The sequence below is a fragment of the Kouleothrix sp. genome, assembly GCF_046328425.1.
Lineage (GTDB): Bacteria > Chloroflexota > Chloroflexia > Chloroflexales > Roseiflexaceae > Kouleothrix.
Genome location: NZ_JAXLWP010000003.1, coordinates 740786 through 766419, shown reverse-complemented (window position 1 = coordinate 766419; position 25634 = coordinate 740786). Strand labels below are relative to the sequence as shown.

At 70.7% G+C, this 25634-nt stretch carries 19 protein-coding genes; 5 read left to right on the top strand and 14 right to left on the bottom strand.

All coding sequences use genetic code 11. The features are described from left to right. Positions 1-122 precede the first annotated feature (122 nt). Entirely contained in the window at positions 123-1469 is a 1347-nt protein-coding gene (locus U0177_RS02860) for a pyridoxal phosphate-dependent decarboxylase family protein (protein ID WP_409569070.1), read from the top strand. Between the two features lie 67 nt (positions 1470-1536). On the opposite strand, the gene U0177_RS02855 is transcribed toward U0177_RS02860, so the two are convergent. The 6 genes from U0177_RS02855 to U0177_RS02830 all read right to left on the bottom strand — a co-directional run bounded on the left by U0177_RS02855 (position 1537) and on the right by U0177_RS02830 (position 9889). After that, on the bottom strand, positions 1537-3759 hold the full coding sequence (locus U0177_RS02855; protein ID WP_409569069.1) for a glutamine amidotransferase: 2223 nt from the start codon (positions 3757-3759) through the stop codon (positions 1537-1539). A 156-nt stretch (positions 3760-3915) separates the two neighbouring features. Continuing rightward, positions 3916-4044, bottom strand: coding sequence for a hypothetical protein (locus U0177_RS02850; RefSeq protein WP_409569068.1), 129 nt, complete (start codon positions 4042-4044; stop codon positions 3916-3918). Continuing rightward, a complete protein-coding gene (locus U0177_RS02845) occupies positions 4041-5867 on the bottom strand; it encodes a VWA domain-containing protein (RefSeq protein ID WP_409569067.1) in 1827 nt (608 codons plus the stop codon). Before U0177_RS02845 ends, U0177_RS02850 begins: the two co-directional genes overlap by 4 nt. Positions 5868-5938: 71 nt before the next feature. Next, positions 5939-6862 (bottom strand): DUF58 domain-containing protein, encoded by a 924-nt coding sequence (locus tag U0177_RS02840; protein ID WP_409569066.1) that lies wholly within the window; start codon positions 6860-6862, stop codon positions 5939-5941. After that, positions 6834-8186 carry a hypothetical protein gene (locus U0177_RS02835; RefSeq protein ID WP_409569065.1) on the bottom strand — a complete coding sequence of 451 codons (1353 nt, stop codon included), beginning with the start codon at positions 8184-8186 and terminating at the stop codon, positions 6834-6836. The genes U0177_RS02840 and U0177_RS02835 overlap by 29 nt, the downstream gene beginning before the upstream one ends. A 314-nt stretch (positions 8187-8500) precedes the next feature. After that, positions 8501-9889: a peptidase MA family metallohydrolase gene (locus U0177_RS02830; protein ID WP_409569064.1), complete on the bottom strand. Its 1389-nt coding sequence runs from the start codon at positions 9887-9889 to the stop codon at positions 8501-8503. 195 nt (positions 9890-10084) lie between these two features. Here U0177_RS02830 and U0177_RS02825 point away from each other — a divergent pair, with 195 nt between their 5' ends. Beyond that, positions 10085-11617 (top strand): protein kinase domain-containing protein, encoded by a 1533-nt coding sequence (locus U0177_RS02825; RefSeq protein WP_409569063.1) that lies wholly within the window; start codon positions 10085-10087, stop codon positions 11615-11617. A gap of 284 nt (positions 11618-11901) precedes the next feature. Here U0177_RS02825 and U0177_RS02820 read toward each other — a convergent pair whose 3' ends face one another. The 3 genes from U0177_RS02820 to U0177_RS02810 form a co-directional block, all read right to left on the bottom strand. Further along, the gene (locus U0177_RS02820; protein WP_409569062.1) at positions 11902-14958 is read right to left on the bottom strand and encodes a SpoIIE family protein phosphatase; all 3057 of its coding nucleotides are present in this window, start codon (positions 14956-14958) and stop codon (positions 11902-11904) included. Between the two features lie 77 nt (positions 14959-15035). Next, the gene (locus U0177_RS02815; RefSeq protein WP_409569061.1) at positions 15036-15776 is read right to left on the bottom strand and encodes an anti-sigma factor antagonist; all 741 of its coding nucleotides are present in this window, start codon (positions 15774-15776) and stop codon (positions 15036-15038) included. Between the two features lie 65 nt (positions 15777-15841). Next, positions 15842-16192: an STAS domain-containing protein gene (locus tag U0177_RS02810; protein WP_409569060.1), complete on the bottom strand. Its 351-nt coding sequence runs from the start codon at positions 16190-16192 to the stop codon at positions 15842-15844. 290 nt (positions 16193-16482) lie between these two features. On the opposite strand from U0177_RS02810, the gene U0177_RS02805 reads away from it, so the two are divergent. Then, on the top strand, positions 16483-18885 hold the full coding sequence (locus U0177_RS02805; protein WP_409569059.1) for a DNA translocase FtsK: 2403 nt from the start codon (positions 16483-16485) through the stop codon (positions 18883-18885). Positions 18886-19001: 116 nt separating this feature from the next. Then, positions 19002-20069 (top strand): dipeptidase, encoded by a 1068-nt coding sequence (locus tag U0177_RS02800; protein ID WP_409569058.1) that lies wholly within the window; start codon positions 19002-19004, stop codon positions 20067-20069. A gap of 9 nt (positions 20070-20078) precedes the next feature. On the opposite strand, the gene U0177_RS02795 is transcribed toward U0177_RS02800, so the two are convergent. The 3 genes from U0177_RS02795 to U0177_RS02785 form a co-directional block, all read right to left on the bottom strand. Next, positions 20079-20471 carry a response regulator gene (locus U0177_RS02795; RefSeq protein WP_409569057.1) on the bottom strand — a complete coding sequence of 131 codons (393 nt, stop codon included), beginning with the start codon at positions 20469-20471 and terminating at the stop codon, positions 20079-20081. A gap of 232 nt (positions 20472-20703) precedes the next feature. Further along, the gene (locus U0177_RS02790; RefSeq protein ID WP_409569056.1) at positions 20704-22206 is read right to left on the bottom strand and encodes a Ppx/GppA family phosphatase; all 1503 of its coding nucleotides are present in this window, start codon (positions 22204-22206) and stop codon (positions 20704-20706) included. A gap of 3 nt (positions 22207-22209) precedes the next feature. Then, a complete protein-coding gene (locus tag U0177_RS02785; RefSeq protein ID WP_409569055.1) occupies positions 22210-22395 on the bottom strand; it encodes a hypothetical protein in 186 nt (61 codons plus the stop codon). A 176-nt stretch (positions 22396-22571) separates the two neighbouring features. Between U0177_RS02785 and U0177_RS02780 the strand changes: the two genes are divergently transcribed. Next, positions 22572-23348, top strand: coding sequence for an SURF1 family protein (locus U0177_RS02780; RefSeq protein ID WP_409569054.1), 777 nt, complete (start codon positions 22572-22574; stop codon positions 23346-23348). 230 nt (positions 23349-23578) lie between these two features. Here the strand turns inward: U0177_RS02780 and U0177_RS02775 are convergent, their stop codons facing one another. Further along, positions 23579-24871: a hypothetical protein gene (locus tag U0177_RS02775; protein ID WP_409569053.1), complete on the bottom strand. Its 1293-nt coding sequence runs from the start codon at positions 24869-24871 to the stop codon at positions 23579-23581. Next, entirely contained in the window at positions 24871-25389 is a 519-nt protein-coding gene (locus U0177_RS02770) for an adenine phosphoribosyltransferase (RefSeq protein ID WP_409569052.1), read from the bottom strand. Before U0177_RS02770 ends, U0177_RS02775 begins: the two co-directional genes overlap by 1 nt. Positions 25390-25634: the final 245 nt, after the last annotated feature.

The following is a 25634-nucleotide window of genomic DNA, read 5'->3' as shown; positions in this document are numbered from 1 at the left end:
GCAATCCTATCGGATTCATGAAGGGGAGGAGATTTTTCTTTGGGGCTGCGCCCCTCGCTCCCTGCTTTTTATGGCTCATTTAGGATTGCAATATCACCGCAGCGAAACGGAGGAGGGTACCCATGGACGATCTACTTCAGACGGCGGCCCGGCGCGCGCAGGGCTACCTGAACGGCCTGGCGGAGCGCGGCGCCGCGCCCACACCCGCAGCGCTGGCCCGGCTCGCCGAGCTCGGCGGGCCGCTGCCGGACGGGCCGGCCGGCGCAGCCGAGATGCTCGCGCTGCTCGACGAGATCGGCTCGCCGGCGACTGTCGCCTCGGCCGGAGGGCGCTACTACGGCTTTGTCGTCGGCGGCGCGCTGCCTGCGGCGCTCGCGGCAAGCTGGCTGGCGGCGGCCTGGGATCAGAACGCCGGCATGGCCGCACTCTCGCCGGTGGCCGCCGCGATCGAGACGGTCGGCGAGCGCTGGCTGCTCGAGCTGCTTGGCCTGCCGGCCGAGTGCGGCGTAGGCTTTGTAACGGGCGCGACAATGGCAAACTTCAGCGGGCTGGCCGCCGCACGCCACGCGGTGCTGGCCCGCGCCGGCTGGGATGTCGAGGCGCGCGGCCTCTTCGGCGCCCCGCCGATCACCGTGATCGTCGGCGACGAAGTGCACGTCAGCCTGCTCAAAGCGCTGAGCCTGCTCGGGCTTGGGCGCGAGCGCGTCGTGCGCGTGCCGGTGGATGCACAGGGCCGCATGCGTCCTGCGGCAATGCCGGCGATCGCCGGGCCGACAATTGTGTGCGCCCAGAGCGGCAACGTGAACACCGGCGCCTGCGACGCGGTTGGCGAGATCTGCGCGATCGCGCACGACGCCGGCGCGTGGGTGCATGTCGACGGCGCGTTTGGCCTGTGGCTTGCCGCCGCGCCCGGGCGCGCGCACCTGGTTCGCGGCATCGCCAGCGCCGACTCGTGGGCCACCGACGCCCACAAGTGGCTCAACGTTCCCTACGACAGCGGCCTGGTGTTCTGCCGCCAGCCCGAGCACCTTCGCGCGGCCATGGCTGTGAGCGCGGCCTACCTCGGGCAGCAGGACGCGCGCGGCGAGCCGTACCACTACACACCCGAGATGTCGCGGCGCGCGCGCGGCGTCGAGATCTGGGCGGCGCTGCGCACGCTCGGGCGCACCGGCGTGGCCGACCTGATCGAGCGCAGCTGCCGCCACGCCGCGCGCTTCGCCGAGGGCCTAAGCGCTGCAGGCTACCGCGTGCTGAACGAGGTGGCCAGCAACCAGGTGCTGGTATCGTTTGGCGACGCCGAGCGCACACGCCAGGTGATCGCGGCGATCCAGGCCGACGGCACCTGCTGGTGCGGCGGCACCGTCTGGCAGGGGCAGGTGGCCATGCGCATCAGCGTGTCGTCGTGGGCCACGACCGACGAAGACGTCGAGCGCAGCCTCGGGGCGATGCTGCGCTGCGCGGCGGCGTAGCATCTATGGCAGGGCGCAGAGCGTAGGGCGCTCGGCCATCCTGATGCGCTCCAGCTTCCCCTTGGCGCTAGCGCCTGCGCTCAAAGCGCAGCCAGCCGCGCCGCAGGGCGATCTCGGTCGGCCACAGCAGCGCCGCCGCCGCCAGCAGCCAGGGCCACAGCTCGCGCGGGGCCGGCGCCGCGCCAGGGCCGGCGCCGGGCTCGCCGTCGACGCTGGCGAGCACCTGCCCGCCGCTCGCCGCGCTGATGCGCGCCAGCAGCGCCGCGCCGCCGCCGCTGGGCGTGTACTCGGCGGGCGGCGGCTGCACGTAGCCGGCGGCAGCGCGGCGCGTCACGCCATCTTTGCTCTGCGCCACCGCAATCGCGTACGCGCCATCGCCCGGCAGCGCCAGATCCTCGACATAGTGCCCAGGCGCGGTCTGGCGCAGCTGGATCTGGCGGGTCGCGCCGCCGGGCAGCGTGATCGTCGCACTGGTATCGGCGAGGTCGATCGGCTCGCCGCTAGGCGCCAGCGCGTCGACGGCGATCGACAGCGCGTCGCCCTTTGGCGTGGCGCGCACCTGAATTGGCCCGCTGTCGGGCTCGGGCAGGGTGTAGCGCACAAGCTGCGCCCAGAAGCGCCCGTAGTCGCCCCAGCCGGGCCACTCGTCGGCCCAGGGCGCGTCGGCGCTGGACGTCCAGGCAACGGCGCGGCCGAGGCCATACTGCCAGGCCGCAAGCACCGGGTCCTTCTCGGGCGACTTGAGCACCAGCTCGGCGTTGGGCTTGATCGTGGTGCCGACGTAGCCCGCGAGCGCGGGCAGCTGGCTGGGGGCGAAGTCGCGCAGCAGCGGGTGGGGCGTGGACAGGCCGGCGCGGAACTCGCCCTCGATCAGCGGCTCGGCGCTGGCGATCTGGCTCTCGATCAGCGTCAGGCGCGGGATGTCGTCGGGGCGGGCGGCGAAATGGTAGCGGCCGGCGCCCCAGCGCGCCAGGTTTTGCAGCAGCTCGGTGTCGGCGTCGGCGCCAATGGCGATCGACGAGAGCGTGATATCGGCGGCGCGGGCGCGCTCGATCAGGCTGGGGTAGGGCGGGCAGCGGCTGTTGCGAAACGACTGGCCGTCGGTCATCAGCACGGCGTGGCGCGTGCTGCCGGGCTGCTGAGCCAGCGCGCTCAGGCCGCGCTCGAGCGCGGCGCAGATGTCGGTGCCGCCGCCGATCGCGATCGCGCCGATCTGCTCCTGCACCTGGCCAAGGCTCAGGCCGCTGCCGATCGCCTGGAACTCGACCGCCCAGGCCTGCCGGTCGTCGAACGCCAGCACGCCGATGCGGTCGTCCTGCCGCAGCGACTCGGTCGCCAGCAGCGCCGACTCTTTGGCCATGTCGAGCTTGGAGACGCCCGAGCTGCTGCCCATGCTGAGCGAGTGGTCGACGATCAGCAGCAGCGTGACGGGCGGGCGCTCGGGGCGCGGCGGCGGATCCATCGATACCGGCAGGGCTTCTTCGAGCGGCGTGCCTTTGTAGGCGCCAAGCGTGAAGCTCGCGCGGCCGCCGGCAACCACCAGGCCGCGGCCCTCGCTGCGCACGAACTCGCGCAGCGCGGCCATCTGGTCCAGCGTCAGGTCGCCGGCAGGCACATCGGCCAGCACCACGCCCTCGTAGGCGTCGAGCGCCGACAGCTGGGCGGGCAGGCTGCTGGCGGCGCGCACATCGGCCAGCACCCCGGCGGCGCGCAGCGCCCGCCCGAGCGGCGCGCCGGCGCCGGGCTGGCTTTCGAGCAGCAGGACGCGCGGCTGGGGCGCGACAAGCGCGGTGGCGCCGCCGCTATTGTTCTGGGCGAAGGTGTCGGGCTGGCCGTTGACGAGCGCTCGGAAGCGCGCCACGCCCGGCGACCCGGCGCGGTCGCGGTAGCTGAAGCGGTTCTCGCCGGGCTGCAGCACGACGCTCTGGCTTGCGAGCGGCTGCTCGCCCACGAACAGGCTGAGCTGGGCAGTGGCGGCGGCGGTGCTGCCCACCACCACCGCGACGCCGTACTCCTCGCCGACGCGCAGTGTCGCTGGGGCTTCGAGCGCCGCGATCCAGATCTCGGGCGGGGCCGCAGGCGCGTAGGCCAGCGTGTCGACGGGGGCGCCGAGCGCCTGGGCGGCCGCAAGCGCGTCGCCACGGGTCTGCGCGCATCCGAGAGCAGCAGCACGCGCCTGCCGCCGCCGAGCAGCCCACGGCGGCCTCGAGCCGCGGCGGCGATATCGGTGCCGTCGGCGCGCGCCGGCGCGCTGGTGCGCGGCCTGGGGCGCCGCGCCGAACGCCAGCACGCGCGCGCCGCGATCGCAGCGCCAGCGCGCCGGCCTGGGCGCGCAGCGCGGCCTTGCCGGCGTCGCCCAGGCTGTCGGACTGGTCGAGCAGCACCACGAGGGCGCCGGGCGGCGGCGCGGCCCGGCCCAGCAGCGGGTCGGCCAGCGCCACGGCGATCAGCGCCACCAGCGCCAGGCGGATGGCCAGCGCGGCCGGGCCAGCTGGGGGCCGCGCCGCCGCCACACCAGCGCCATTGCGGGCAGCAGCAGCAGCAGCAGCAGAAACAGCGGTTGGCGCAGCGTCATCGGTGGATGTACCCCCACTCGAGCAGCAGCAGCGCCAGCGCGCCGAGCGCGAGCCAGGGCCACAGATCGCGCGCCTGAGGCCGCGCGGGGGCTTGCGGGGATATTGCAGCCGAGGCTATGGCTGGCACGGGGCGCGGGCGCAGATCGGACTCGATCGCCGCGCCGGCGTTCACCGCAACATAGCCGCTATACAGCGTCGCGTCGCCGGCGCGCTCGTCGATCTGGTAGACGCCCGGCTGGGTCAGCCGATCGAGCGTGAGCTGCGGCGCGGCGGGCAGGCTGGCGGCGGAGCCATCGGGCGCGCGGAGACGCAGCTCGGTGGCGCGCGCGTCGGGGCGCAGCGCCAGCGCCGCGCCGGCCAGCAGGCTCTGCGGCAGCGGCGGCGGCGCCAGGTCGCGCACGCTGCGCGCCACCAGCAGCGGGAAGGCCAGGCGGCTTGGCAGGCTAGTGGCGGCCGGGTCGAAGGCCCAGATCGCGATCTCGTGGCCGCCGGTGCGCCCGCGCACGATCAGCGGCGCGCCGCCCTGCTCGAGCAGCGGCGCGGCCCACTCAGGCGGGGTGAGCTGGCGCAGCGGGCCGAAGCTGACGCCATCGAGGCTCAGGCCGTCGAACAGCGCGCCGTGGCGTACGAGCGGGCCGCTGGCGGGGCGTGCGTCGCCCGCGACATCAAGCGCGCCGCCGGGGGGCGGGTTGACCGCCAAGATCGCGCCGGTGGGCCACTCGGGCGGCAGAAAGCCGTCGAACACCGTGAGGCCGGGCGCGTCGGAGCCGACGGCGGGGCGGTACTCGGCCGGCGCCAGCACCGCGACACGGGCGCCGGGTATGGCCGCCAGCGCGCGGCGCAGTACGTCGGGGCGATCGGACACCAGGCGCACCGCCAGCGGGCGGGCCTGGCTCAGGCGCAGGCGCGCCTCGTCGTCCTCGGGCAGCGCGTCTTGGCCATCGAAAGCGGCGCGCAGGCTCGCGGCGCCGGCAGGAAGCGTCCAGGTCAGCTCGGTCTCGCCATCGGCGGCAAGCGCGATCTGGCGCACGCCGAGCGGGCGGTCGTCGGCGAAGAGCGTCAGCGCCGTGGCGAATGGCGCTGAGCTGTAGTTGGCCACGCGGGCGTACACCTGGACATTCGCGCCCCACGGGCGGGCGGCCAGCGCCACCAGCGCGCGGTTGGGCTGGGCCGCGCCAACCGCCTGCCAGCTCAGGTCGGCAGCCACAGCCGCAGGCAGCGCCGCGCTAGCGCCGCTGGGGCCGTCGTCGGTGAGCACCACGATCTCGCGGCGGCGCGCGCCGTCGAGCGATGCCTGGGCCAGCGCCAGCGCGCCGGGAATGTCGGCGCCGGTGCCGCCGGGCTGCAGCGCGTCGAGCGCGGCCAGCAGCCCGGCCGCGTCGGCGGCCTCGCCGGCGGCCACCACGCGCGCCGCTGGCCCGGCGGCGATCAGCACCGCCCGGTCGCCGGCGGCGAGGCCGCGCAGCAGGGCGCGCGCGCGGCCCTGGGCCTGGGCGAAGCGGGTGGCGGCGCCATCGCGCGCGGACATGCTGGTGGATGTATCGAGCACCACGGCCAGCTGGCGCGCGCCGCCGAGCACCCCGGCGAGCTGCGGGCGGCCGAGCGCCAGCGCGATCAGCGCGGCCGCCAGCAGGTGCAGCAGCAGCAGCAGCGTCAGCGGCAGGCGGCGCACGCGCTGGGCGTCGCGGCGGCGCGGCACATTCAGCCAGTGCATCAGGCTGGGCACCACCACGCGCCGCCGCCGCTCGCGCAGCAGGTGCAGCACCACAATGATGGGGATTGCAAGCAGGGCCAGCAGGCCGAGCGGAAATAGAAAGGTCATTGCGCTTTGTCACACCGGGGTGCGCACGGCCTTCCGCACGCTCCCACCACGTCAGGCAATCGCTGAGCCCGTCACCGAAGCATCCGCCGGGCGCGCAGGTACGGCAGCGCCTGGCGCTCGATCGGCCAATCGGCCGGAATCTGGGCGTAGGTGGCGCCGCAGCGGGCGCAGGCCGCAGCCACGCGCTCCTGCCAGGCGCGCACGGCGCGGCGGTACTCGGCCAGCGTGGCGGCGTCGAGCAGCAGCGGCAGGCGCTGGCCAGTCTCGGCGTCTTCCAGCTCGACCGGGCCGGCCGCCACGGCCCCGGAAAGCTCGCGCGGATCGAGCAGGTGCAGCACCAGCACCTGCCAGCGCGGCGGCGGCAGCGCGGCCAGGCCGCGCTCGAGCCCATCGGGCGCCAGCAGATCCGAGCAGACTATCAGCAGCCCGCCGTGGCTATGCTGCCGGGCGTAGCCTGCCAGCGCATCGGCCAGCGCGGTGGGCTGGTCGGCGCGCGCGCGCTCGACGAAGCCAAGCATGTCGAACAGGCGCGCCTTGCCCTGCGCCGGGCCAAACCCCGCCAGCGGCGCCTCGCCGAACGGCGTGACGCGCAGCCGGTCGTGGTGCGCCAGCGCCAGGTAGCCGAGCGCCGCAACTAGGCGCTGGGCCGCGCGCAGCTTGGGCGGCTCGCCCCAGGCCATCGAGCGCGAGACGTCGAGCAGCAGGTGAACATTGACGCTCTGCTCGATCTCGCCCAGCCGTACAAACACCTCGTCCTGGTGCGCGTAGGCGTTCCAGTCGACATGGCGGTAGTCGTCGCCGGGGCTGTAGGGCCGGTGGTCGCTGAAGATCGTAGCCGGCAGCTGGTTGCGGCTCAGGTGCTCACCGCCGGCCGGCCGGCCGCGCAGCGTAGGCTGGGCCTGCAGGCTCAGGCGCTCGACGCGGCGCAAAAACGCTTCGTCGAACAGCGGCTGCTCGGCCGCCGCGCTACGGCTGAAAATATTCTTGAACCACATCGCGCTCGTCCATCGGTACGCGCAGCGGGTCGGCCCCAACGTCGACCTGCCGGCTGCTGCTTGCGTCGCCCTGGGTGAAGCCGGGCTGCGGCCGGCCCGCGCCTGGCTGGAGCGGGCCTGAGGCATCGGCTGGAATGTCGCCCTGGCCGGCCGACTCGAGCGGCACCGGCTGGCCCTCGACGCCGAGGCGGCCGGAGGTGTCGGCCGGGCGCTGCTCGCCGCCTGGGCCGCTGCCCGCGCCCGATCCGCTCTGCGGCTGGCCTGCGCCTGGCTGGCCGGCCGACGGCGGCGCATCGCCGGGGCTGCCAGGCGCCTGCCCGCCGGCTTCCGGCTGAGCGCCCGCCTGCTCAACCTCGCGCGGCGCGCTGGGCAGCTGCTCGATCGCGCGGGCCAGATCGTCGAGCGCCTGCGCGGCGGCCTGGTCGCCGCGCTCAAGCCCGGCGGCGCTCTGGTTCAGCTGCTCGGCCAGGTCGCGGTTGCGCGGCGCGATCGTGTCGGCGGCGGCGCGCAAGCTATCGGCCAGCGCGTCGCGCGTCGCCTGCGAGAGCTGGCTGGCCTGGTCGGCCAGCGCGCGCAGCTCGCGCGCCGCGCCAGCCGTATCGCCGCGATCAAGCGCCTGCGCGGCGGCGCGGGTGATGCCCTGGTCGCGCAGCGCGTCGGCCAGCGCGCGGATGATCTGCGGGTCGGCTGCGGCCTGGGGCTGCGCGGCGCCGGTTTCTTCGGCGCCGGGCTGGCCGGCGCTGCCGGGCTGGTCGGCGCGCGGCTCCTGCGGCAGCTGCGCCGCCGGGTCTTGCGGCTCGGCCAGCGGCGGCAGCGGCAGCGTGCCGGCGTCGAGGCGCGGCTGCCCAACCCCGGCCACGATCGCCAGGCCCAGCGCCACCAGCCCCAGCAGCGCCAGCGTCAGCAGGTCGTGCCAGGGCGGGCGCTGGCGCCGCTCGAGCCGCCGGTCGATCAGCGCGCTGGTGTGCGCGGCCTCGGCCAGCAGCCGGGCGGCGATGCTGCCTGGCGGCGGGTTGCTGGCGGCTACCTCGACAGCGGTGGCGAGCTGCTCGTCGAGGTGAAAGCGGCGATCGAGCCGGCGCGCGGCCTGGCGGGCGCTCAGGCGCGGGCGCAGCAGCAGCGCAACGCCCACGCCCACCACCGCCAGCGCGGCGGCGCCCAGCAGGTTCGAGCGCAGCGGCCAGCCCCATACGAGGTGCGCGCCCAGGCCGGCGCACCAGATGCTGACGCCCAGCCAGGCCGCGCGCAGCAGCGCACGTACCCCGCGGCGCGCCCAGCGGTCGGTGGCAAGCTTGTCGAGCGTGTGGAAGAGTGAGCTGCTCATTAGCCTCTCAACAACGTTTCATTGTATGCCCTGCCATACTGACAGGAAGGACGCAGTCGCCTGCGATATCGGCTTGTTCTGCCTGCGGCAGCATGGTACTTCGCTTGCTTTTGTGCTGAGATTTGGGCGCAAAGCGCCAACATCTCAGCACCATCCATGAAAAAGTACCGCTCTGCCGAAGGCAAAAACGCGTGCCGCGCTGAATCATCAGGGAGCGGAGCTTCGTTCAGCAGGACAGGGAGATGCTTCACTCCGTTCAGCATGACAAGGATGCTCGTTGGCTCAGCGCATATGCGATGTGTGCCGCCAAAAGCTCACCATGCCTCGGCCTCGCGCGCTGTCAGGCGCCGCATGGCGCTGGCTGCCACCCCGCCAAGGCCCAGCAGCAGCAGCGCGACGCCCAGCCACGTCTGACGCTGGTCGAGAAACGCCCGCAGTGCCAGCGCCTCGTCGGCGCGCGCGCGGTCGCCGAGCGCCATGTATGCGGCAGCGGCCTGGTCGGCGGCGGCGCGGGCCTGCGGGTAGCGCAGCGTGCGGGCCAGCCCCTGCGCCTGCGCCAGCACGGCGGCGGCACTGGTGCCGCGCTCGGCGCGCTCGGCAAAGGCGGCCAGGGCCGCGTCCTGATGCACGTCGCCGAGGTCGGCATAGGCGCGCCGCGCCTGGCCCACCAAGTCGGCGGCGCGGCCGTAGTCGGCGGCCTCGAGCGCCGCGCGCGCGTCGCGGGCCAGCGCTTCGGCCGCGAGCCCGCGCTCGCTGCGCGCCAGCAGATCCTCGGCCTGCCCGAGCACATCGCGCTGGTCGGTGGTGCGCAGCCACTCGATCGCCGTCTCGAGGTCGGCATGGGCGGCGGCGTAGCGGCCCTGGCGCAGCAGCGCCTCGGCGCCGCTCAGGTCGTAGGCCGCCAGCGCGTTGCGCCGGTAGCCGCCGCCCAGGTAGCTGGGCAGCCAGTCGCGCCACTGGCGCTCGAGCTCGTCGGGGGCGGCGCCGTAGGTGCGCTCGAGCGCCGAGCGGTAGCCGCTGCTGCGCGCCGCGATCGTCAGGAAGTCGCGCAGCTTCGCGAACGAGTAGCGCTCGACCAGAAACGCCACAATCGAGAGGCTCTCGGGGTAGCTGACATCCGGCGCGCGATACACCACGTCGCGGTCGTCGAGGCCGCTCCACGGCAGCAGCACGTCCTGGTCAACCGCGCGCCGCAGCAGCGCGACGCGCTGCTCGAGCTCGGGGGCCGGCCGCTCGACATACTGGGCCAGCCCTTCCTGAAAGCCAACGTTCAGGCGGTCGTCGGAGACCTCGGCGGCGACAATGTGCGTCAGCTCGTGGCGTACATTGTTGCGCACCTCCTCCTCGGTCTGGCGCGCCGTCTGCGACAGCACCACCACCACCTCGTGGCGGCGGTAGTCGGCGTGCGCCACAATGCCCTGCAGCTCGCGGGCGAGCGGGTTGACCTGCTGGTAGCGTTCGAGCGTGGGGTACAGCCGCAGCGTCACCGGCACCGCCGTCGCGTGGCCGAAGATCGCGGCCACCTCGTCGTACACGCCGTCGACAAAATCGGCGTAGTGCTCGGCGGTGGCGGCGTCGCCGTCGACATACAGGATGGCGAAGCGGTCGGTGCGGCGCTCGCGCCAGTCGGTATCCTGCGCGTGCGCGGGGCGCGGCGCAAGCAGCAGCAGTAGCACGAGGAAAAGGCAGTGTAGCCGCTTCAACAGCCGCTCCTACGAGGCTCAAGCGGGTCGCCGGCCACCCCGTCGTCGCGACGTTTTGGCCTGGCCGACAGTCTACCATATTCTGAACGGGCGTGCCTGAGAGAATAATGAGAGGGTGTCGTTCTTTCGATCGCCCACGCGCGGGCGGCCTGCGCTATAATACACGCACATCCGAGCGATCCGGGCCGGGCACATATGATCCAGTCGTCGGTGAAATTTTGCAGCACGTGTGGCAGCCGCGCCACCCCGCGCGCGCTCTACTGCGTCGATTGCGGGTCGCGGCTGGCGCCGACCGCGCGCACCGCGCGCACGCCGCGGCCGGCCGGCCTGCGCGTGGGCGGGCGCTACGCCCTGCGCCGCCTGATCGATATGGGCGGCAACGGCGCGGTGTACGAGGCCGAGCACCTGCTGCTCGGCACAACCCACGCGCTTAAAGAAACCCTCGCCGCCGACCCGGAGTCGGTCGCGCAGTTTCTGGCCGAGGCGCGCCTGCTGGCCCAGCTCGATCACCCGGTGCTGGTACGCGTCACCGACTACTTCATCGAGCCGTCGGGCGCGGTGTTCCTGGTGATGGACTACGTCGCGGGCGAGACGCTCCAGCGCAAGCTCGAGCAGCCCAACCCCGGCTACAGCATCGCCGATGTCGTCGGCTGGCTGCTGCAGCTCTGCGCCGCGCTCGAGTACCTGCACAGCTACCGCGACCCAGCCAGCGGCCGGCCGAGCCCGATCATCCACCGCGACATCAAGCCGCTGAATATTGTGCTGGCGCCCGACGGCCGCGTCAAGCTGCTCGACATGGGCATCGCGCGCGTGGCCCTACCCGGCCAGGCCACCGGCCGCGTGGCCCGCGCCGTCACCGAGCCGTTCGCGCCGATCGAGCAGTACGGCGCCGGCACCGACCAGCGCAGCGACCTGTATGCCCTGGGCGTTACCGCCTACGTGCTGCTGACGCGCCAGCTGCCGCCATCGGCGCTCGAGCGCGTGGCCCAGCCGGCCGAGCTGAAGATCCGCGCGATCAACCGCGCCGTGCCCGCACCGATCGCCAGCGCGATCGAGAAGGCGATGCAGCCCCAGGCCGAGGCGCGCTTCGCCAGCGTCGAGGCCTTCCGGCGCGCGCTTGAGCTGGGCTGGGTGGCCGGCGAGCGGATCGAGCACGCCGCCGCGCACGCCACGCCCTCGGGACGCCTCGCGCGCGAAAGCGGCCTGCTCGGCGCGATCCGCCGGGCGCTGGGCGGCGCGCCCGCGCCTTCCGAGCCAGGCGCGCCGCCTGCGCCCGCCACCGGCGGGCTGACCCTATCCGAGCGCCTGGTCGAGTGGCGCTCGGCCGGCGACACGCGCGGCGCGATCGAGGTCATTCTGGCGCTCGAGCGCACCGGCGACGCGCCGCCGCAGCTGCGCCTGTCGATCAGCATCAGCGAGCGCGGCCAGCGCGGCAAGATGACGTTTCAGCAGATTGTGCTGCCCGAGCCCGAGGCGCGCGCGTTTGCGGCGCGGCTGGCCGATCTGCCGCGCCTCGGGCTGCGCATCACCGCCGACTTTGGCGTGGAGGTAGGCCGCACGCGCCTGCACGCGCACTGGCCGGGCGCGCGCGGCCCGCTGATGCTCGGCCTGCACGCCACCGGCCCGCGCGGCGGCGTCAAGAGCTGCGGGCTCGCGCTCGATCGGCGCCAGGCCGAAGCGCTCTCGTTCGAGCTGCAGCGCGCGCTGCGGCGCATCCGCCCGGCCTGATCGCCTGCCAACCAGACGCGCTGAAAAAAGAAGGCCACCGCAGCTTGGGCGCTGGTGGCGCATGCCTCAGGGCACGCAATCGCCTGCTGGCGCGCCCTGAAAGCTGTTTGAAAAGGGTGGTTTGGAGGACGAAGTCCTCCAGGTTTCCATTTTCGGCGGGTGGCGGCCACACGTGGCCGCCACCCGCCAGAAGAAGTGCGAGGCATAGCCCTCGCGCACCCCCTTTTCAAACAGGCTCTGAGGCATGGCCGCAAGGCATCGCTCGCCGGCACGGCGCGTCTTCCTCACTCCGGCTGGCGCTTGATCACCACCAGCGTCAGGTCGTCGAACGGCGGGCGCTCGGTGAAGCGCCGCAGCGCCGCGTTGATCGCGTTCACCAGCTCGGCCGCCGAGGCCGCATGCTGCTGGGTGAGCACCGCCACCAGCCGCTCGACGCCGAACGCCTCCTCGGCGGCGTTGATCGCCTCGGTCAGGCCGTCGGTGTAGCACACCAGCACATCGCCTGCGGCCATCGTCACCTCGGCCTCGCCCAGCGGCGCGTCCTCGAGCACGCCCAGCGCCATGCCGTGCGTCGTCAGCTCGGCCACGCTCGCGTCGGCCGCGCGAAACAGCAGCGGCGGGTTGTGGCCGGCGCAGCTAAAGCGCAGCACCCCGGTGGCCGGCTGCACAATGCCGTAGAACAGCGTCACAAACATCGACGACTCCGAGTCGCGCGTGATCCAGCGGTTCGCGCGGCTCAGCGCCACCCCCGGCGACGAGCCATCCAGCGCGGCGGCGCGCACCAGGCTGCGCGAGAGCGTCATGAACATCGCCGCCGGGATGCCCTTGTCGCTCACGTCGGCCACCACAAAGCCAAGCTCGGCGCCTTCGGCAGGCTGCGGGGCCGGCGCGCCTGGCTGCAACGGGCCTTCCGTCTGCTCCGCGCCTGCTTGGCGCCTCGCCGCCTTGTCGCCTTGCCTTGCCGGCAGGCGCCAGAAATCGTAGAAGTCGCCGCCCACCAGCCGCGCCGAGCGCCAGTCGGCCGCGATATCCCAGCCGGGCAGGTTCGGCACCACCGCGGGCAGCAGCGTCGTCTGGATCTCGCGCGCCACGCGCAGCTCTTCGTCGAGGCGCGCGGCCTCGGCGGCCTCCTGGGCCAGCAGCGCGCTCTCGAGCGCGCCGGCCACCTGGTTGGCGATCCCCGAGTACAGCGTCGTCTCGCGCGCGGTGAAGCGGTGCGCCGCGTCGTCGTAGTCGGCCACCAGCATGCCAAGCATGGCGCCGCGCGCCGTCAGCGGCAGCGCCAGCAGCGCCGCGCCGCCAAAGCGATCGAGCAGCGGGCGGCACATATACGTGCGCTCGTTGGCGTGGGCGAGCTCGAGCGGGGCAGCCGTGCGGCGCGCCTCGGCCAGCAGCGGGGCGTCGAGCTCGTCGAAGCTGCTGCCGACAAACGCGGCGCGCAGGTCGGCCGTCAGGCCATACGCCGCCAGCACGGTGAAGCTGGCGTGGTCGCGATTCCAGATCAGGCAGTAGCAGCGGTCGCAGCCCAGCAGCAGCGGCGGCAGCCGCACAGTCGCCGGCAGCAGATCGTCGAGCGTGGCGGCGCGCGCGATATTCTCGGCCACCTGCAGCAGCGAGTTCAGTGTCCAGGCCTCCTCGCGCTGCGCCGAGAAGGCGCGCGCGCTCTCGATCGCCACCGCGATCTGGTCGGCGAGCGTGCGCATCACAAACAGGTCGCTCTGCGCGAACCGGCCAACCTCGGCGCTCTGCACGTCGAGCACGCCGATCGTGGTGTCGCCGAAGCGCAGCGGCACCGCCAGCTCCGACAGCGTGTGCCAGTCGTCGCCGATGTAGCGCGCGTCCTGGCGCACATCGCTCACCAGCACCGGCTCGCCGCTCGTCGCCGCCGCGCCGACAATGCCGTTGCCGCGGTTGATCGACAGCCTGCGCAGGCGCTCAAGCGCCTCGCCCTCGGCCGTGCTGGCGCGGAACACCAGGTCGCCGTTCTCTTCCAGCGTGAAGATATGCACCGGCTGGTAGCCGAAGCGCTCGTGGATCAGCCACACCACCGAGGGCAGCAGCGCGTCGAGGTCGAGGATCGCGGTGATCCGCTCGCTCACCTCGCGAATCGCCTGGAGCTGCAGCGCCCGGCCGCGCGCCTCGGCAAACGCGCGCGCCTTCGAGATCGCGATCGCCGCCTGGTCGGCGATCAGCGACAGCAGGCGCATGTCGTCGGCGTCGAACGCGCCCGGCTGGTAGCTCTGGATCGAGATGCTGCCAATCACCGTCTCGCCGGCGATCAGCGGCACGTAGATGCCCGAGCGCGGCGGGTGATCGCTCTGGTAGCGCGGCCGCGCCGGCAGCCGCTCCATCTCGGCCACGAAATCTTCCACCAGCAGCGCCCGCCCGGTCTCGCGCATCCAGCCGACAATGCCGTCGCCGCTGGGCAGATCGACCGCCAGCGGCGGCAGGCGCACGCGGTCCTGCACGCGGATCATCAGGGTGTAGCGGTCGCTGCCGGGCTCGAACAGCCCCAGGTGGAACGACGAGGTGTCGACTACCTTGCCGGCCTCGCGGTAGATCAGCTCGCTCAGCGCCTCGACGTTCAGCTCGGCGCGGATGATCGCCCGGCTGACCTCGTTCAGCAGCGCCAGCTCGCGCACCGATCGGCGCTGGCGCTGCAAGTTGAGCGCGGCGCGGCGCACCGCCAGGCTGCCCGAGAGCAGCGCCGCGCCCGCCAGCACGAAGAAGATCAGGTCGAGCCGCAGGTAGATCGCGGCGCCAAGCGCGGCCAGCGGCAGCGGGGCGATCTCGGCGCTCAGCGCCGGCCGCCATGCCGAGCGGAACCACGACACCACGCCGGTGCGGCCGCCCTGCAGCAGCTCGCGCACGGCGCGGTTGCCCTGCACCACCAGCGTGTAGCACAGCGCGAAACACAGCACGCGCGCGAACAGCCGCGCCGGGTCGGGCGCCAGCGCGTCGGCCAGCGCGCCGCCCAGCAGGATGCCGATCGCGCGCACGCCGCTGCGCAGCAGCGGGCGCGCCGCCAGCAGGTAGAATGTGCGCGGGCGGCCATACAGCAGCGGCAGCAGTACGCCAAAGATCAGCGCCGCCAGCGCCGCCGCCAGCGCGCCGGTTGGCGCTCCCAGCGCCAGCGCCGCCGCGAGCAGCAGGATGCCCACCAGGCTGTGCGAGTCGGAGGGGGGTGCGCGGAAGCCGGCGCTCTCGACAAGCAGCGCCAGCGCAACAAACAGCAGCACCAGGGGCCACACGGGGCCGGCGCCGAGCCGCGCCAGCAGCCACAGCCAGCCGAGCGCGCCGAGGGCCAGGCAGTAAGCAATCAGCCAGCGTCCGCGCGTCATGCCGGGCCGAACTCAAGCATATATCTCACCGCACGGCTATCTGCCTCATCGCCACCGGCGTACACGGCGCCACAGCGCTAGGGCGCGCGCTGCCCAAACGCGCGCAGCGCCTCGTCGCGCGTCTGGTGGATCGCAAACAGCTGGGTAAAGCCAGTGAGGGTGAACACCTCGTGAACCTGCGGCTGGAGCGCGCACAGCCGCAGCTCGCCGCCCTCGAGCGCCAGCAGGTCTTTGCGTACCAGCAGCAGCCCGCGCATACCGCTGCTGCTCAAAAACGACACCTGCGCCAGGTCGAGCAGGATCTGGCGGGCGCCCGTGCTCAGCGCCGCGCTCACCTGCGCCAGCGCCGCCTGGCTGCTCACGGCATCCAGCCGCCCGGTCAGCTCGATCACCCGCACGCCGCGCGCCGGCACAAGCTGCTTGGTCATCGTCAGCACATTGCCGAGCTGGTCGTCGAAGGTGAAGCTCACCGAATCCATAAGCCGGCTCATCAGGTAGATCCCCAGGCCGCCGGCCTGGCGCTCTTCGAGCGGCGCGGCCAGGTCGGGGGCCGGCACGTCTTCCGGGCTAAACCGCCGCCCGTGGTCGCGCAGCGCGACGATCAGCTGGCGGCTGGCCACCTGCCAGCTCAGCTCGATCGCGCCGGGCGTGCCTGGCTCGTAGCCGTGCTGAATGATATTGGTGGCCGCCTCGTCGACGGCCAGCTGCACCTGCCAGGCGGCATGGTCGTCCAGCCCGGCGCGCGTGGTCGCGTCGGCGATGAACGCGCTGATCTGCGCCAGCGAGTCCAGGGTTGCGGGAAGAGTGATCGTTTCCATTGAGCGTTCTGAGCATTGAATATGAGCGCGCGCCTAGCGAACCCAGAACCCGCGATTCAACGCTGCTAGAATGATCCGACGGCCTCGAGCGTGTCGGTGTAGATCTCGAACAGCCCGGTGAAGCCGGTGAGGTCGAACACCTCTTTGATCCGCGGCGGCAGGTTCGCAATACGCACATCCCCGCCCTCGATGTCGGTCAGCTTGCGGTCGCGCGCGCGCTTGCGCGCCTCGATCAGCACGCGCAGGCCCGGGCTGGCGATGTAGTCGAGGCCGGCAAGGTCGAGCACCAGCCGAAACCGCCCCTGGTCGAACAGCGCGTCGATCTGTTGTTTGAGCTGCGGTGCATTCGCGGCGTCCATGCGCCCAACCAGCGCGAGCAGATCCACCCGGTTGAACTTCTTGTGGGTGATTTCCATAGACACGACCTCCTTCGACGTCTCGAGCATCCGATCGCCACAAACGCGGGCGTACGATGGGTTCGCTTCATTCGGCTGGGCCATTATAGCACGGAGGCACGCGCGAAACAATCGCTCCCACGGCTTGTGCGGCGTCTTTCGACCCTTCCTCATGCCCATCTCCTGCGCGCAGGAGAGCGGGAATAGCGCCGGACGTTACACGCGCCCTACGCTGGCCAGCCCAACTTGGACGAATGTGCTATAATGCGAAACAGCTCGTGTCAGTTGGAAATACGCACCCGGAGCCACCCATGGCCAATCGTACGTCCACCAGCCGCAAGCCGGCCCAGCGCAGCCGCAAGCCGGCCCAGCGCAAGCGCCAGCCCGCGCCGCCGGTGTTTGAGTTCTCGCTGCGCCCCGAGCACCAGCGCGAGCTATTCGCCTTGGCCCTGATCACGATCGCCGCAATCACGATCGTGTTCTTTCTCACCGGCGCGGCCGGCGTGGTCGGCAAAACCTGGGTCGATCTCACCCAGCGCCTGCTGGGCTGGGGCGCGCTGCTGGTGCCGCTGGCCCTCGGGCTGCTCGGCGTTGCGATCCTCTGGCAAGAGCGCCGCGAGGATCTGCAGCTCACCGGCGCCACCGTGCTTGGCACGCTGATGCTGCTGGCCGCGCTGCTGGCGCTGCTCGAATTCGCGCTGGGCGCGCGCGCCGACGCCGCCGACCAAGTCGGCAAGGGCGGCGGGCTGGCCGGGTACTCGCTGATCCAGATGAGCCTGCTGATCGGCCGCCCGGCTACGTTTATGGTCTACTGCGTGCTCGGCCTGGCCGGCGTGCTGCTGACTTTCAACATCACGCTGCGCGAGCTGCTCACCGGCATGCGCGATGGGTTCGCGCGCTTCTGGGTGACGATCTGGAGCGCCCCCGAGCCGGCCGCGCCGCGCGCCGCATCCGCCCCGCGCGCCGCCGCAGTGCCGCGCGGCCCCGATACGCCGGCCTTCGAGCCGCCGCCCGGCTCCGACGATATCGTGGCCACGCCGATCGCCGCGCGCCCTACCCGCGCCAGCCTGTTCGACCGGCCCGAGTCCAAGGCCCGGCCGGCCGAGCCGTCTAAAGCCAAAGAGCCTAAGGCGCCCGCCAAGCCCGGCGAGCATACGCTGCTCACGAACCTGCTGGCCTCCGAGCCTGGCCCGGCCGCCAAGCCGCCCGCCGCAGTGGTGCAAGAGCCGTTCGACGGCTTTGAGGTGCCGGCAGTGCACCACGCCTGGCCGCTGCCGACATTCGAGCTGCTCGATACCTACGCGGCCGGGTCGATCTCCGACGAAGAGCTCAAGATCAAGTCGCGCCTGATCGAAGATACCCTCGCGAGCTTCAAGGTCGAGGCCCAGGTGGTTGGCGTCAACACCGGCCCGGCGGTCACGCAGTTCGAGCTGCAGCCCGCGGTTGGCGTGAAGGTCAGCAAGATCACCACGCTCGAGAAAGATCTGGCGCTGGCGCTGGCGGCACACTCGATCCGCATCGAGGCGCCCATCCCCGGCAAGTCGGTGCTGGGCATCGAGATCCCCAACTCTTCGATCTCGATCGTCGGCATGCGCGACGTGATCGAGAGCGGCACCTTCGATAGCTCGAAGGCCCGCCTGAAGCTGCCGCTCGGCGAGGATGTGTCGGGCCAGGCGGTGATCGCCGGCATGGAGCGCATGCCCCACCTGCTGGTGGCCGGCAGCACCGGCTCGGGCAAGAGCGTCGCGGTCAACTGCTTTGTGTGCGCGCTGCTGATGAAGCACACGCCTGAAGACTTGAAGTTCATCATGGTCGACCCGAAGATGGTCGAGCTGATCGTCTACAACAATATTCCGCACCTGCTCTCGCCGGTGGTCACCGAGCTCGAGCGCGTCGTGCCGACGCTCAAGTGGGCCGTGAAAGAGATGGAGCGGCGCTACAAGGTGTTCGCCAAGCACGGCTTCCGCAACATCGATAGCTACAAGCAGGCCGCGCGCCGCCGCGCCGATCTCGAGCCGATGCCGTATATCGTGATCATCATCGACGAGCTGGCCGACCTGATGATGATGGCGCCCGACGAGGTCGAGACGCTGATCTGCCGCCTGGCCCAGATGGCGCGCGCCACCGGCATCCACCTGATCATCGCCACGCAGCGCCCATCGGTCGACGTCGTCACCGGCCTGATCAAGGCCAACTTCCCCTCGCGCATCGCCTTCGCCGTCACATCCCAGATCGACTCGCGCGTGATCCTCGATATGAACGGCGCCGAGCAGCTGCTGGGGCGCGGCGATATGCTCTATATGGCCGCCGACGCCGCCAAGCCCATCCGCGTGCAGGGCACGTACGTCTCCGATGCCGAGGTCGAGCGCATTGTCACGTTCTGGCGCAACGCCCACCCCCCCGCCGCGACAAACGACGAACCACGAACCACGAACGACGGTCAGGCGTCGGCCCAAAGCTCCAAGCTCCAAGCTCCAAGCTCAGAGCTCAAGGGGCCGGGCGAGTTCCTGAGCGTCGAGGAGCAAGACGCGCTGCTGCCCGAGGCGATCAAGCTCGTGAAGCAGCATCAGCGCGCCTCGGCCTCGCTGCTGCAGCGCCGGCTGCGGATCGGCTACAGCAAGGCAGCCCAGCTGATCGACCTGCTCGAGCAGCAGGGCGTGGTCGGCCCGGCCGAGGATGGCCGCTCGCGCGAGGTGCTGCAGGATAATTCGTAGCGGCGCTCCGCGAGGCTGCCTGAATGCTGCGCCCAGACAGGAGCGCGAGCGGCGCCCAGCCCAGTCCACTGCTCCTGACATCGCTGCCCGGATGCTGAAGCTTGAAAGGATCGAGGATGCCCAACCAACCCACCAATCACCTGCCAATATTCGACGGCCACAACGATGTGCTGCTGGCGCTCTACGAGGGCAAGCGCGGCCCAGGCGTTACGTTCTTCGACCGCAGCGCCGACGGGCATATCGATCTGCCGCGCGCGCGCGAGGGCGGCTTCGGCGGCGGCTTCTTCGCCGTGTACCTCCCGCCCGATCCGAGCCAGCCCGCGCCGCCCGAGCCCGACGATGCCACCAACCCGCCGCTGCCGCCGCCGCTGAGCCTGGCGTACGCCCAGCGCACCACCATGGCCATGACGGCGCTGCTCTTCCAGATCGAAAACCAGTCGCAGGGCCAGGTCAAGGTTGTACGCACGGCCGACGAGCTGGCCGCCTGCCTGAGCAGCGGCATTATGGCGGCGATTCTGCACTTCGAGGGCGCCGAGCCGATCGACCCCGAGCTGCACGCGCTCGAAGTGTTCTACCAGGCCGGCCTGCGCTCGATCGGGCCGGTGTGGAGCCGCGCAAACGCCTTCGCCGAGGGCGTGCCATTCCGTTTCCCGCACTCGCCCGACACCGGCCCCGGCCTCACCGACGCCGGCCGCGCGCTGGTGCGCGAGTGCAACCGCCTCGGCATCATGATCGACCTCTCGCATATCAACGAGCAGGGCTTCTGGGATGTCGCGAAGATCTCCGACGCGCCGCTGGTGGCCACGCACTCGAATGTGCACGCGCTCTGCCCCTCGCCGCGCAACCTGACCGACCGCCAGCTCGACGCGATCCGCGAGTCCGACGGCATGGTCGGGCTGAATTTCTTCGTGGGCTTTTTACGCGCCGATGGGGCGAACAACGCCGATACGCCGCTCGAGGTGATGGTGCAACATATCGACTACTTGGTCGAGAAGCTGGGGATCGAGCGCGTTGGCATCGGCTCGGATTTCGACGGCGCGCGCGTGCCGCAGGCGATTGGCGACGTAGCGGGCTTGCCTAAGCTCGTTGCTGCGCTGCGCCAGAGCGGCTTCGACGACGCCTCGCTGCGCAAGCTGGCGTACGAAAACTGGCTGCGCGTGCTGCGTAAAACCTGGAAGCAGTAACGCTGGGCATCAGCGCTCGTGGCTGCGCTCGAGCGGCCTGCGCTCGATCAGCAGGTTGATCTGCTTGAGGAAGAAATCGATCTCGAACGGCTTGGAGATGATCGACGAGCAGCCAGCCGCGCGCGCGCGCTCGATATCGCCGGGCAGCGTGTGCGCGGTGAAGGCGATCACCGGGATCGTGCTGGTGGCCGGGTTCGATTTCAGCTGGCGCGTGGCCTCCCAGCCGTCGAGCCGCGGCAGCGACAGATCCATCAGGATCACGTCGGGCTGAATGCGCGCGGCCGTAGTGAGCGCGCTGGCCCCGTCGCCGACGCATACGACGGAGTGGCCGGCGTCGAGCAGGATCAGCTCGGCGATGTTCCGATTATCGGGGGCGTCTTCAACGATGAGAATATGCGCCACCTTACACCTCGCTACTGAACGCCTAGTCGCAGCCTGCGTGTTGTAGTGTAAAACGATGATCGCGAGTCCGGGCGCTGATTGATCGACTTGTACTGATTCCAAACGCGCCGGCGACGCGACGAGATTCGGGCTGGGGATTGCAATTTTTTCATCATAGAAATACCACCGGCGCGCTGACGCTGGTGGTATTTCTTTGCAGCGGGGTATGGGAAAGCTGGCCTGGCGCCACAGGCTAGACGATCTCGATCGGCTTGGCAAAGGCCTTCTGAAAAAGCCCGGCGCGGCGGTTGGCATCCCAGATCTCCACGGCCGCGTCGCCGACGGTGCGCGTGATCACGCGCACGGTATCGCCCAGCTCGACATGCAGGCTCTGCACCACCTGGCTCTTGCTGCGCTCGAGGTACTCGGCCAGGCGCAGCATCGCCGCCAGCCGCGCCACGCGCTCGCCGTCGGAGGGGTGCAGGATCTTGCGATAATCGTCGACCGACACCTCGCCTTTGCGGTGGTAGCGCACCAGCAGGGCCAGCAGCACCATCTCGCGCTGGCTGAAGCCTTGCAGCGCCGAATTTAGCACCAGGTACGCGCCGTGCTTGTGGTGATCGTAGTAGCCCACCGCCACGCCAATATCGTGCACCAGCGCCGCGTAGCCCAGCAGCTCGCGCTCCCACTCACCATAGCCGTGCAGCGGCCGCAGCTGGTCGAACAGCGAGAGCGAGAGATCGCGCACTTTGGCGCAGTGGATAGCCTCGTAGTTATACACCCGCGCCAGGTTCTGCACGCTGAAGCCGCGCATGTCTGAAAACAGCGGCGGCGACTCGCCCACCAGAAAGTGTTCGTAGAACAGCCCTTCGCGCAGCCCCTGGCCGCAGACAAGAATGCTCTCGAAGCGGCCGCGCTCCATGAGCTGCTGCAAGATCACCGCGCCGGCCACGATCACGTCGGCGCGGTCGCGGCTGAGCCCCGGCACCTCCGCGCGCTCGCGCAAGCTCAGGCCGCGCAGCATGCCGATGATCTCGTCGAGGCGCGCGCGGCCGAAGCTATAGCCGTGCACCCGGTCGAGCGGGTAGCCGCTGAGCTTCTGGTCTATCTCGGCCAGCGTCCGGATCGTGCCGCCAATGCCGGCCAGCGTGGTGCCGCGCGCGTCGCCCAGCCAGCCCACTTCGGCGAAGCTCGCGGCGGCGGCATCCTGCAAAGCCTTGAAATCGCGGCTGCTGATCGGGTCGGAGCGCACGTAGCGCTCGGTGAAGCGCACCACGCCCACTGGGCGGCTGAACGAGCGCACAAACCCGCGCCCGCGAATAGCCGTCACCTGCGCGCTGCCGCCGCCGATGTCGACCAAAAAGCCGTCGCGCAGGTCGAGCGCGTTGACGGCGCCGAGGTAGCCGTAGTAGGCTTCCTCGTCGGCCGAGAGCACGCGCAGCTTCAAGCCCGACTCGCGGGCCACGCGCGTGAGAAACTCCGCCTGGTTGGTTGCCTCGCGGGTGGCGCTGGTGGCCACCGGCACGATTTTGGTGACGCCCGTCGACTTGCAGTAGCCATGAAACATCTTCATGGCCTCGACGCCGCGCGCCATCGGGGCAGGCTGAAGCTGCCCGTCCTCGCCGACCCCTTCGGCCAGGCGCACGGTCTCGCGCACTTCGTCGAGCAGGCGAAACGAATGATGCGGTGTGTAGCTCATCACCACCAGGCGCGTGGTGTTCGAGCCAAGGTCGATGACGCCGATGCGTTCTTGCATCGATCAATGTCCTTGCGCGTGCTGCTCGCTTAGCTGGCGATCGAGCCGCGTGGCAATGTCGCGATACATATCGCCGCGCATTTGGGCGGCGCGCAGCCTGCGCTGAAGCAGTACTATCCAGCCGGCGGCGCCGACACAAGCCAGAATCGCTAGAAGATTCCGCATATACGTAAGCTCCTCGTAAATCATGCGCTCATTGTACCTGATCCAGGTACGTGCGACAAATACACCGGGATGTTGCCCGCGACGGTACGCCCGCCGCTTGCGGCTGCGTAGCGCGCCAGCGCAGATGCGCCGCGCCTGGTACAATGGCGCCATTTCGCACAAGCGGCGCCGCTGGCGCGGCAGCAGATCGGTGTAGAGCTATGTTCGAGGCTTTGTTTCGTGGCCGGCGGCTGTGGGCGACGCTGGCGGTGGTGGCTGGCGCGCTGATCCTGGCGCGCCTGGGCATCTGGCAGCTCGACCGGCTGGCGCAGCGCCGGGCGGTCAACGCGGCGATCGGGGCGCGCCGCGCCGAGCCGGCGGCGCAGCTGAATACCGCGCTGGCGCAGGACGCCACCCAGGAGTATCGGCGCGTCGAGCTGCGCGGCGTGTTCGACTCGGCTCAGGAGATCGTGCAGCGCAACCGCACGCTCGACGGCGCGCCGGGCGTGCATGTGCTCACGCCGCTGCGCTTCACCGACGCGCAGGGCCACCAGCTGGCGGTGCTCGTCGATCGCGGATGGCTGCCGCAGAGCATGGCCGGGCCAGCAGAGCGCGCCGCCTACGCCGCGCCAGGCGGCCAGGTGGCGCTGCTCGGCCAGATCCGGCGCTCGCAAGAGGACTTTGGCGGCCCCAGCGATCCGCCGCTCAGCGCCGAGCGGCCGCGCCTCGACGCGTGGTTTCATGTCGACCCGCAGCGCGTCGCGCAGCAAACTGGCTACCCGCTGCTGCCTGTGTTTATCGAGCAGCTGCCGGCAGCAGGCGACCCGGCGCTGCCCAAGCGCGACCCGCTGACCGACCTGGGCGAAGGCCCACACCTGGGCTACGCCATCCAGTGGTTCGCGTTCGCGGTCATTCTGCTGGTGGGCTACCTGGCGCTCAGCTACCAGCGGCTGCGCAGAAGAGACGCGGAGCGGCGGCCGGCCGAGGCAAAGCTTTAGGGGCTTGGAAAGTCCACATCATCCCGCTTGGTGGGGGCGCGGGGCGGCAAAGCCGCCCCGATATGCTCTTTTCGCGCTGTGGCAGAGCCGCGGCTCTGCCACAGCGCGAAAAACGAATACCTTTGGGGTGTCTGCGACCCTCCAAACCTCCCGCTGGATGATGGCCAATTTCCAAGTCCTTTAGGGGCTTGGAAAGTCTCAATAGAGGCTCGAACCAGAGCCAAGTTTGGTCACTGCCGCAGCTCGGCGAGGTATGTCTGGATCGCCAGAAACGCCGGCCGCGGGCTGCCGTCGGCGTTGAGGATGCCGAACGAGGCCTGCTCGTGGGCGCGCGGCTTGAACAGCGCGAAGTTCAGGTTCCACAGAAACATCGCTCCCACCCACGGGTACAGTTCTTTGCTCCGCCGCATCGCGCCAACCACGTACTCGGCCTGCTGGCCGAACGACACCTGGTTGCCAAACTCAAAGCCGGGCGAGCTGTTGCGCGTGGCCCAGCCAAACTCGGTGATCCAGATCTGATGATCGGCCAGACCATACTGCTCCATCAGCGCGCGCACATCTTCGACGTGCCGGAAGTAAAAGGTCGGGTGGTCGGTCCAGCCTTTGGCCTTGCTGGGGTTGCCGGGCCACATGGTGTCGGGCGGGTTGGCCGAGCCGCCGGGATGCACCGCCTGGGCGTCGAAGTAATCGCGGATCATGCCGCCGTTGTAGCTATACATGGCCTTGTAATAGCTCATGTCGTCGATCGCCACGCTGGCCTTCGTCACGCCAGTAGACGAAGGCGGCCCGGCCAGCACATACACGCCAGGGTCGACGGCCTTGACGCGGGTGTACGCCTCTTTCAGCAGCTCGACATAGTGGCCGGCGTCGCTCAGAGCCACGCGGCCGCCATTTTCGACGGCGAGGTTCTGCTCGTTCCAAACCTCGATCGCCTGAACTTTGCCGGCATAGTGCTTGGTGAGCGCGGCCAGAAAATTGCCGAGCGGGCGCGGATCTTTGGGCATACCGTTGCCGCCGGCGGTGTAGAACGACGGCGCGCGCACCACCGAGAGCAGCAGCTTGAAGCCGGCCGCGTGCACCGCATTCACCACTGCGTCGAGCTCGCCCCAGGCGTAGCGCCCGCGCGGCCCCTCGAGATCCTTCCAGTGTATCTGCTGGCGGATCCAGCCGAAGCCGGCCTGGCCAGCGCGGCGCAGCGGCAGCGAGCGGTTGACATAGAATAGGTGCGCGGCCACGCCAAACTCAAGCGCGCTGGTGGCAAGCGGGTAGGGCAGGCCGCCCGGCCCCAGCGGCGGGGGTGTTGCCGTTGGCGACGGCGAGGCCGTGGCGCTGGGTGTAGGCGCCGGGGTAGCGCTGGGGCTTGGCGCCGGGGTAGCGCTTGGCCGCGCAGTCGTGGCGGTTGGCTGGCTGGCGGCCGGGCTGGCTGGCGGCGGGGTGGGCGCGGCCGGCGCGGCGCTACACGCGGCCAGGCAGATGGTTAGCAGCAGCGCCAGCCAGCCGGCAGAGCAGCGGATCTGGCGCATCAGTACTGGATCATGGAATAGATCGGGTAGTGCGCAAGCTTCTCGCGGCCGTTCAGAAAGCTCAGCTCGATAATAAACGCCACTTCCTCGACGGTGCCCCCGGCCATCTGCACAAGCTCGCAGGCGGCCGCCACAGTGCCGCCGGTGGCCAGCAGGTCGTCGACGACGACGACGCGCGCGCCGTGGGGCAGGGCGTCGCGGTGGATCTCGAGCTTGTTCGAACCATACTCAAGCTCGTACTCGACGCGGTGGGTAGCGCCAGGCAGCTTGCCGTGCTTGCGCACCGGCACCAGGCCCACGCCCAGGCGGTAGGCCAGCGGCGCGCTGAAGATAAAGCCGCGCGACTCGATACCGACAACTGCGTCGAGGCCGCGGCCGGCGTAGCGCTCGGCCAGGGTATCGATCACCTGCGCGAACGCCGGGCCGTTGCTCAGCAGCGTGGTGATATCTTTGAATTGAATGCCGGGGATCGGGAAATCGGGGATGTTGCGAATGAGATCGCTCAGGTTGGTCGTCACAGCGCGCTCCTTCACGGCAACAGACAGCAGCAGGCCAGCCGGCCTATTAGACTTTATTGGAAATAAAAAAAGATGAAGCCTATTATACCAAATGCAGCGGCGCACGGCTTGTGCCAGCGGCAGCCTGGCAGGGCTCGCGCAACGTCGGCCCTGCACCCCCTTCCCCCTCTCCCGCGCGCGGGAGAGGGGGAGGGGTGGTGCGGTCGCCGCCGCGACCGCACCTCACAGCCAGATGTGTTTCCCCC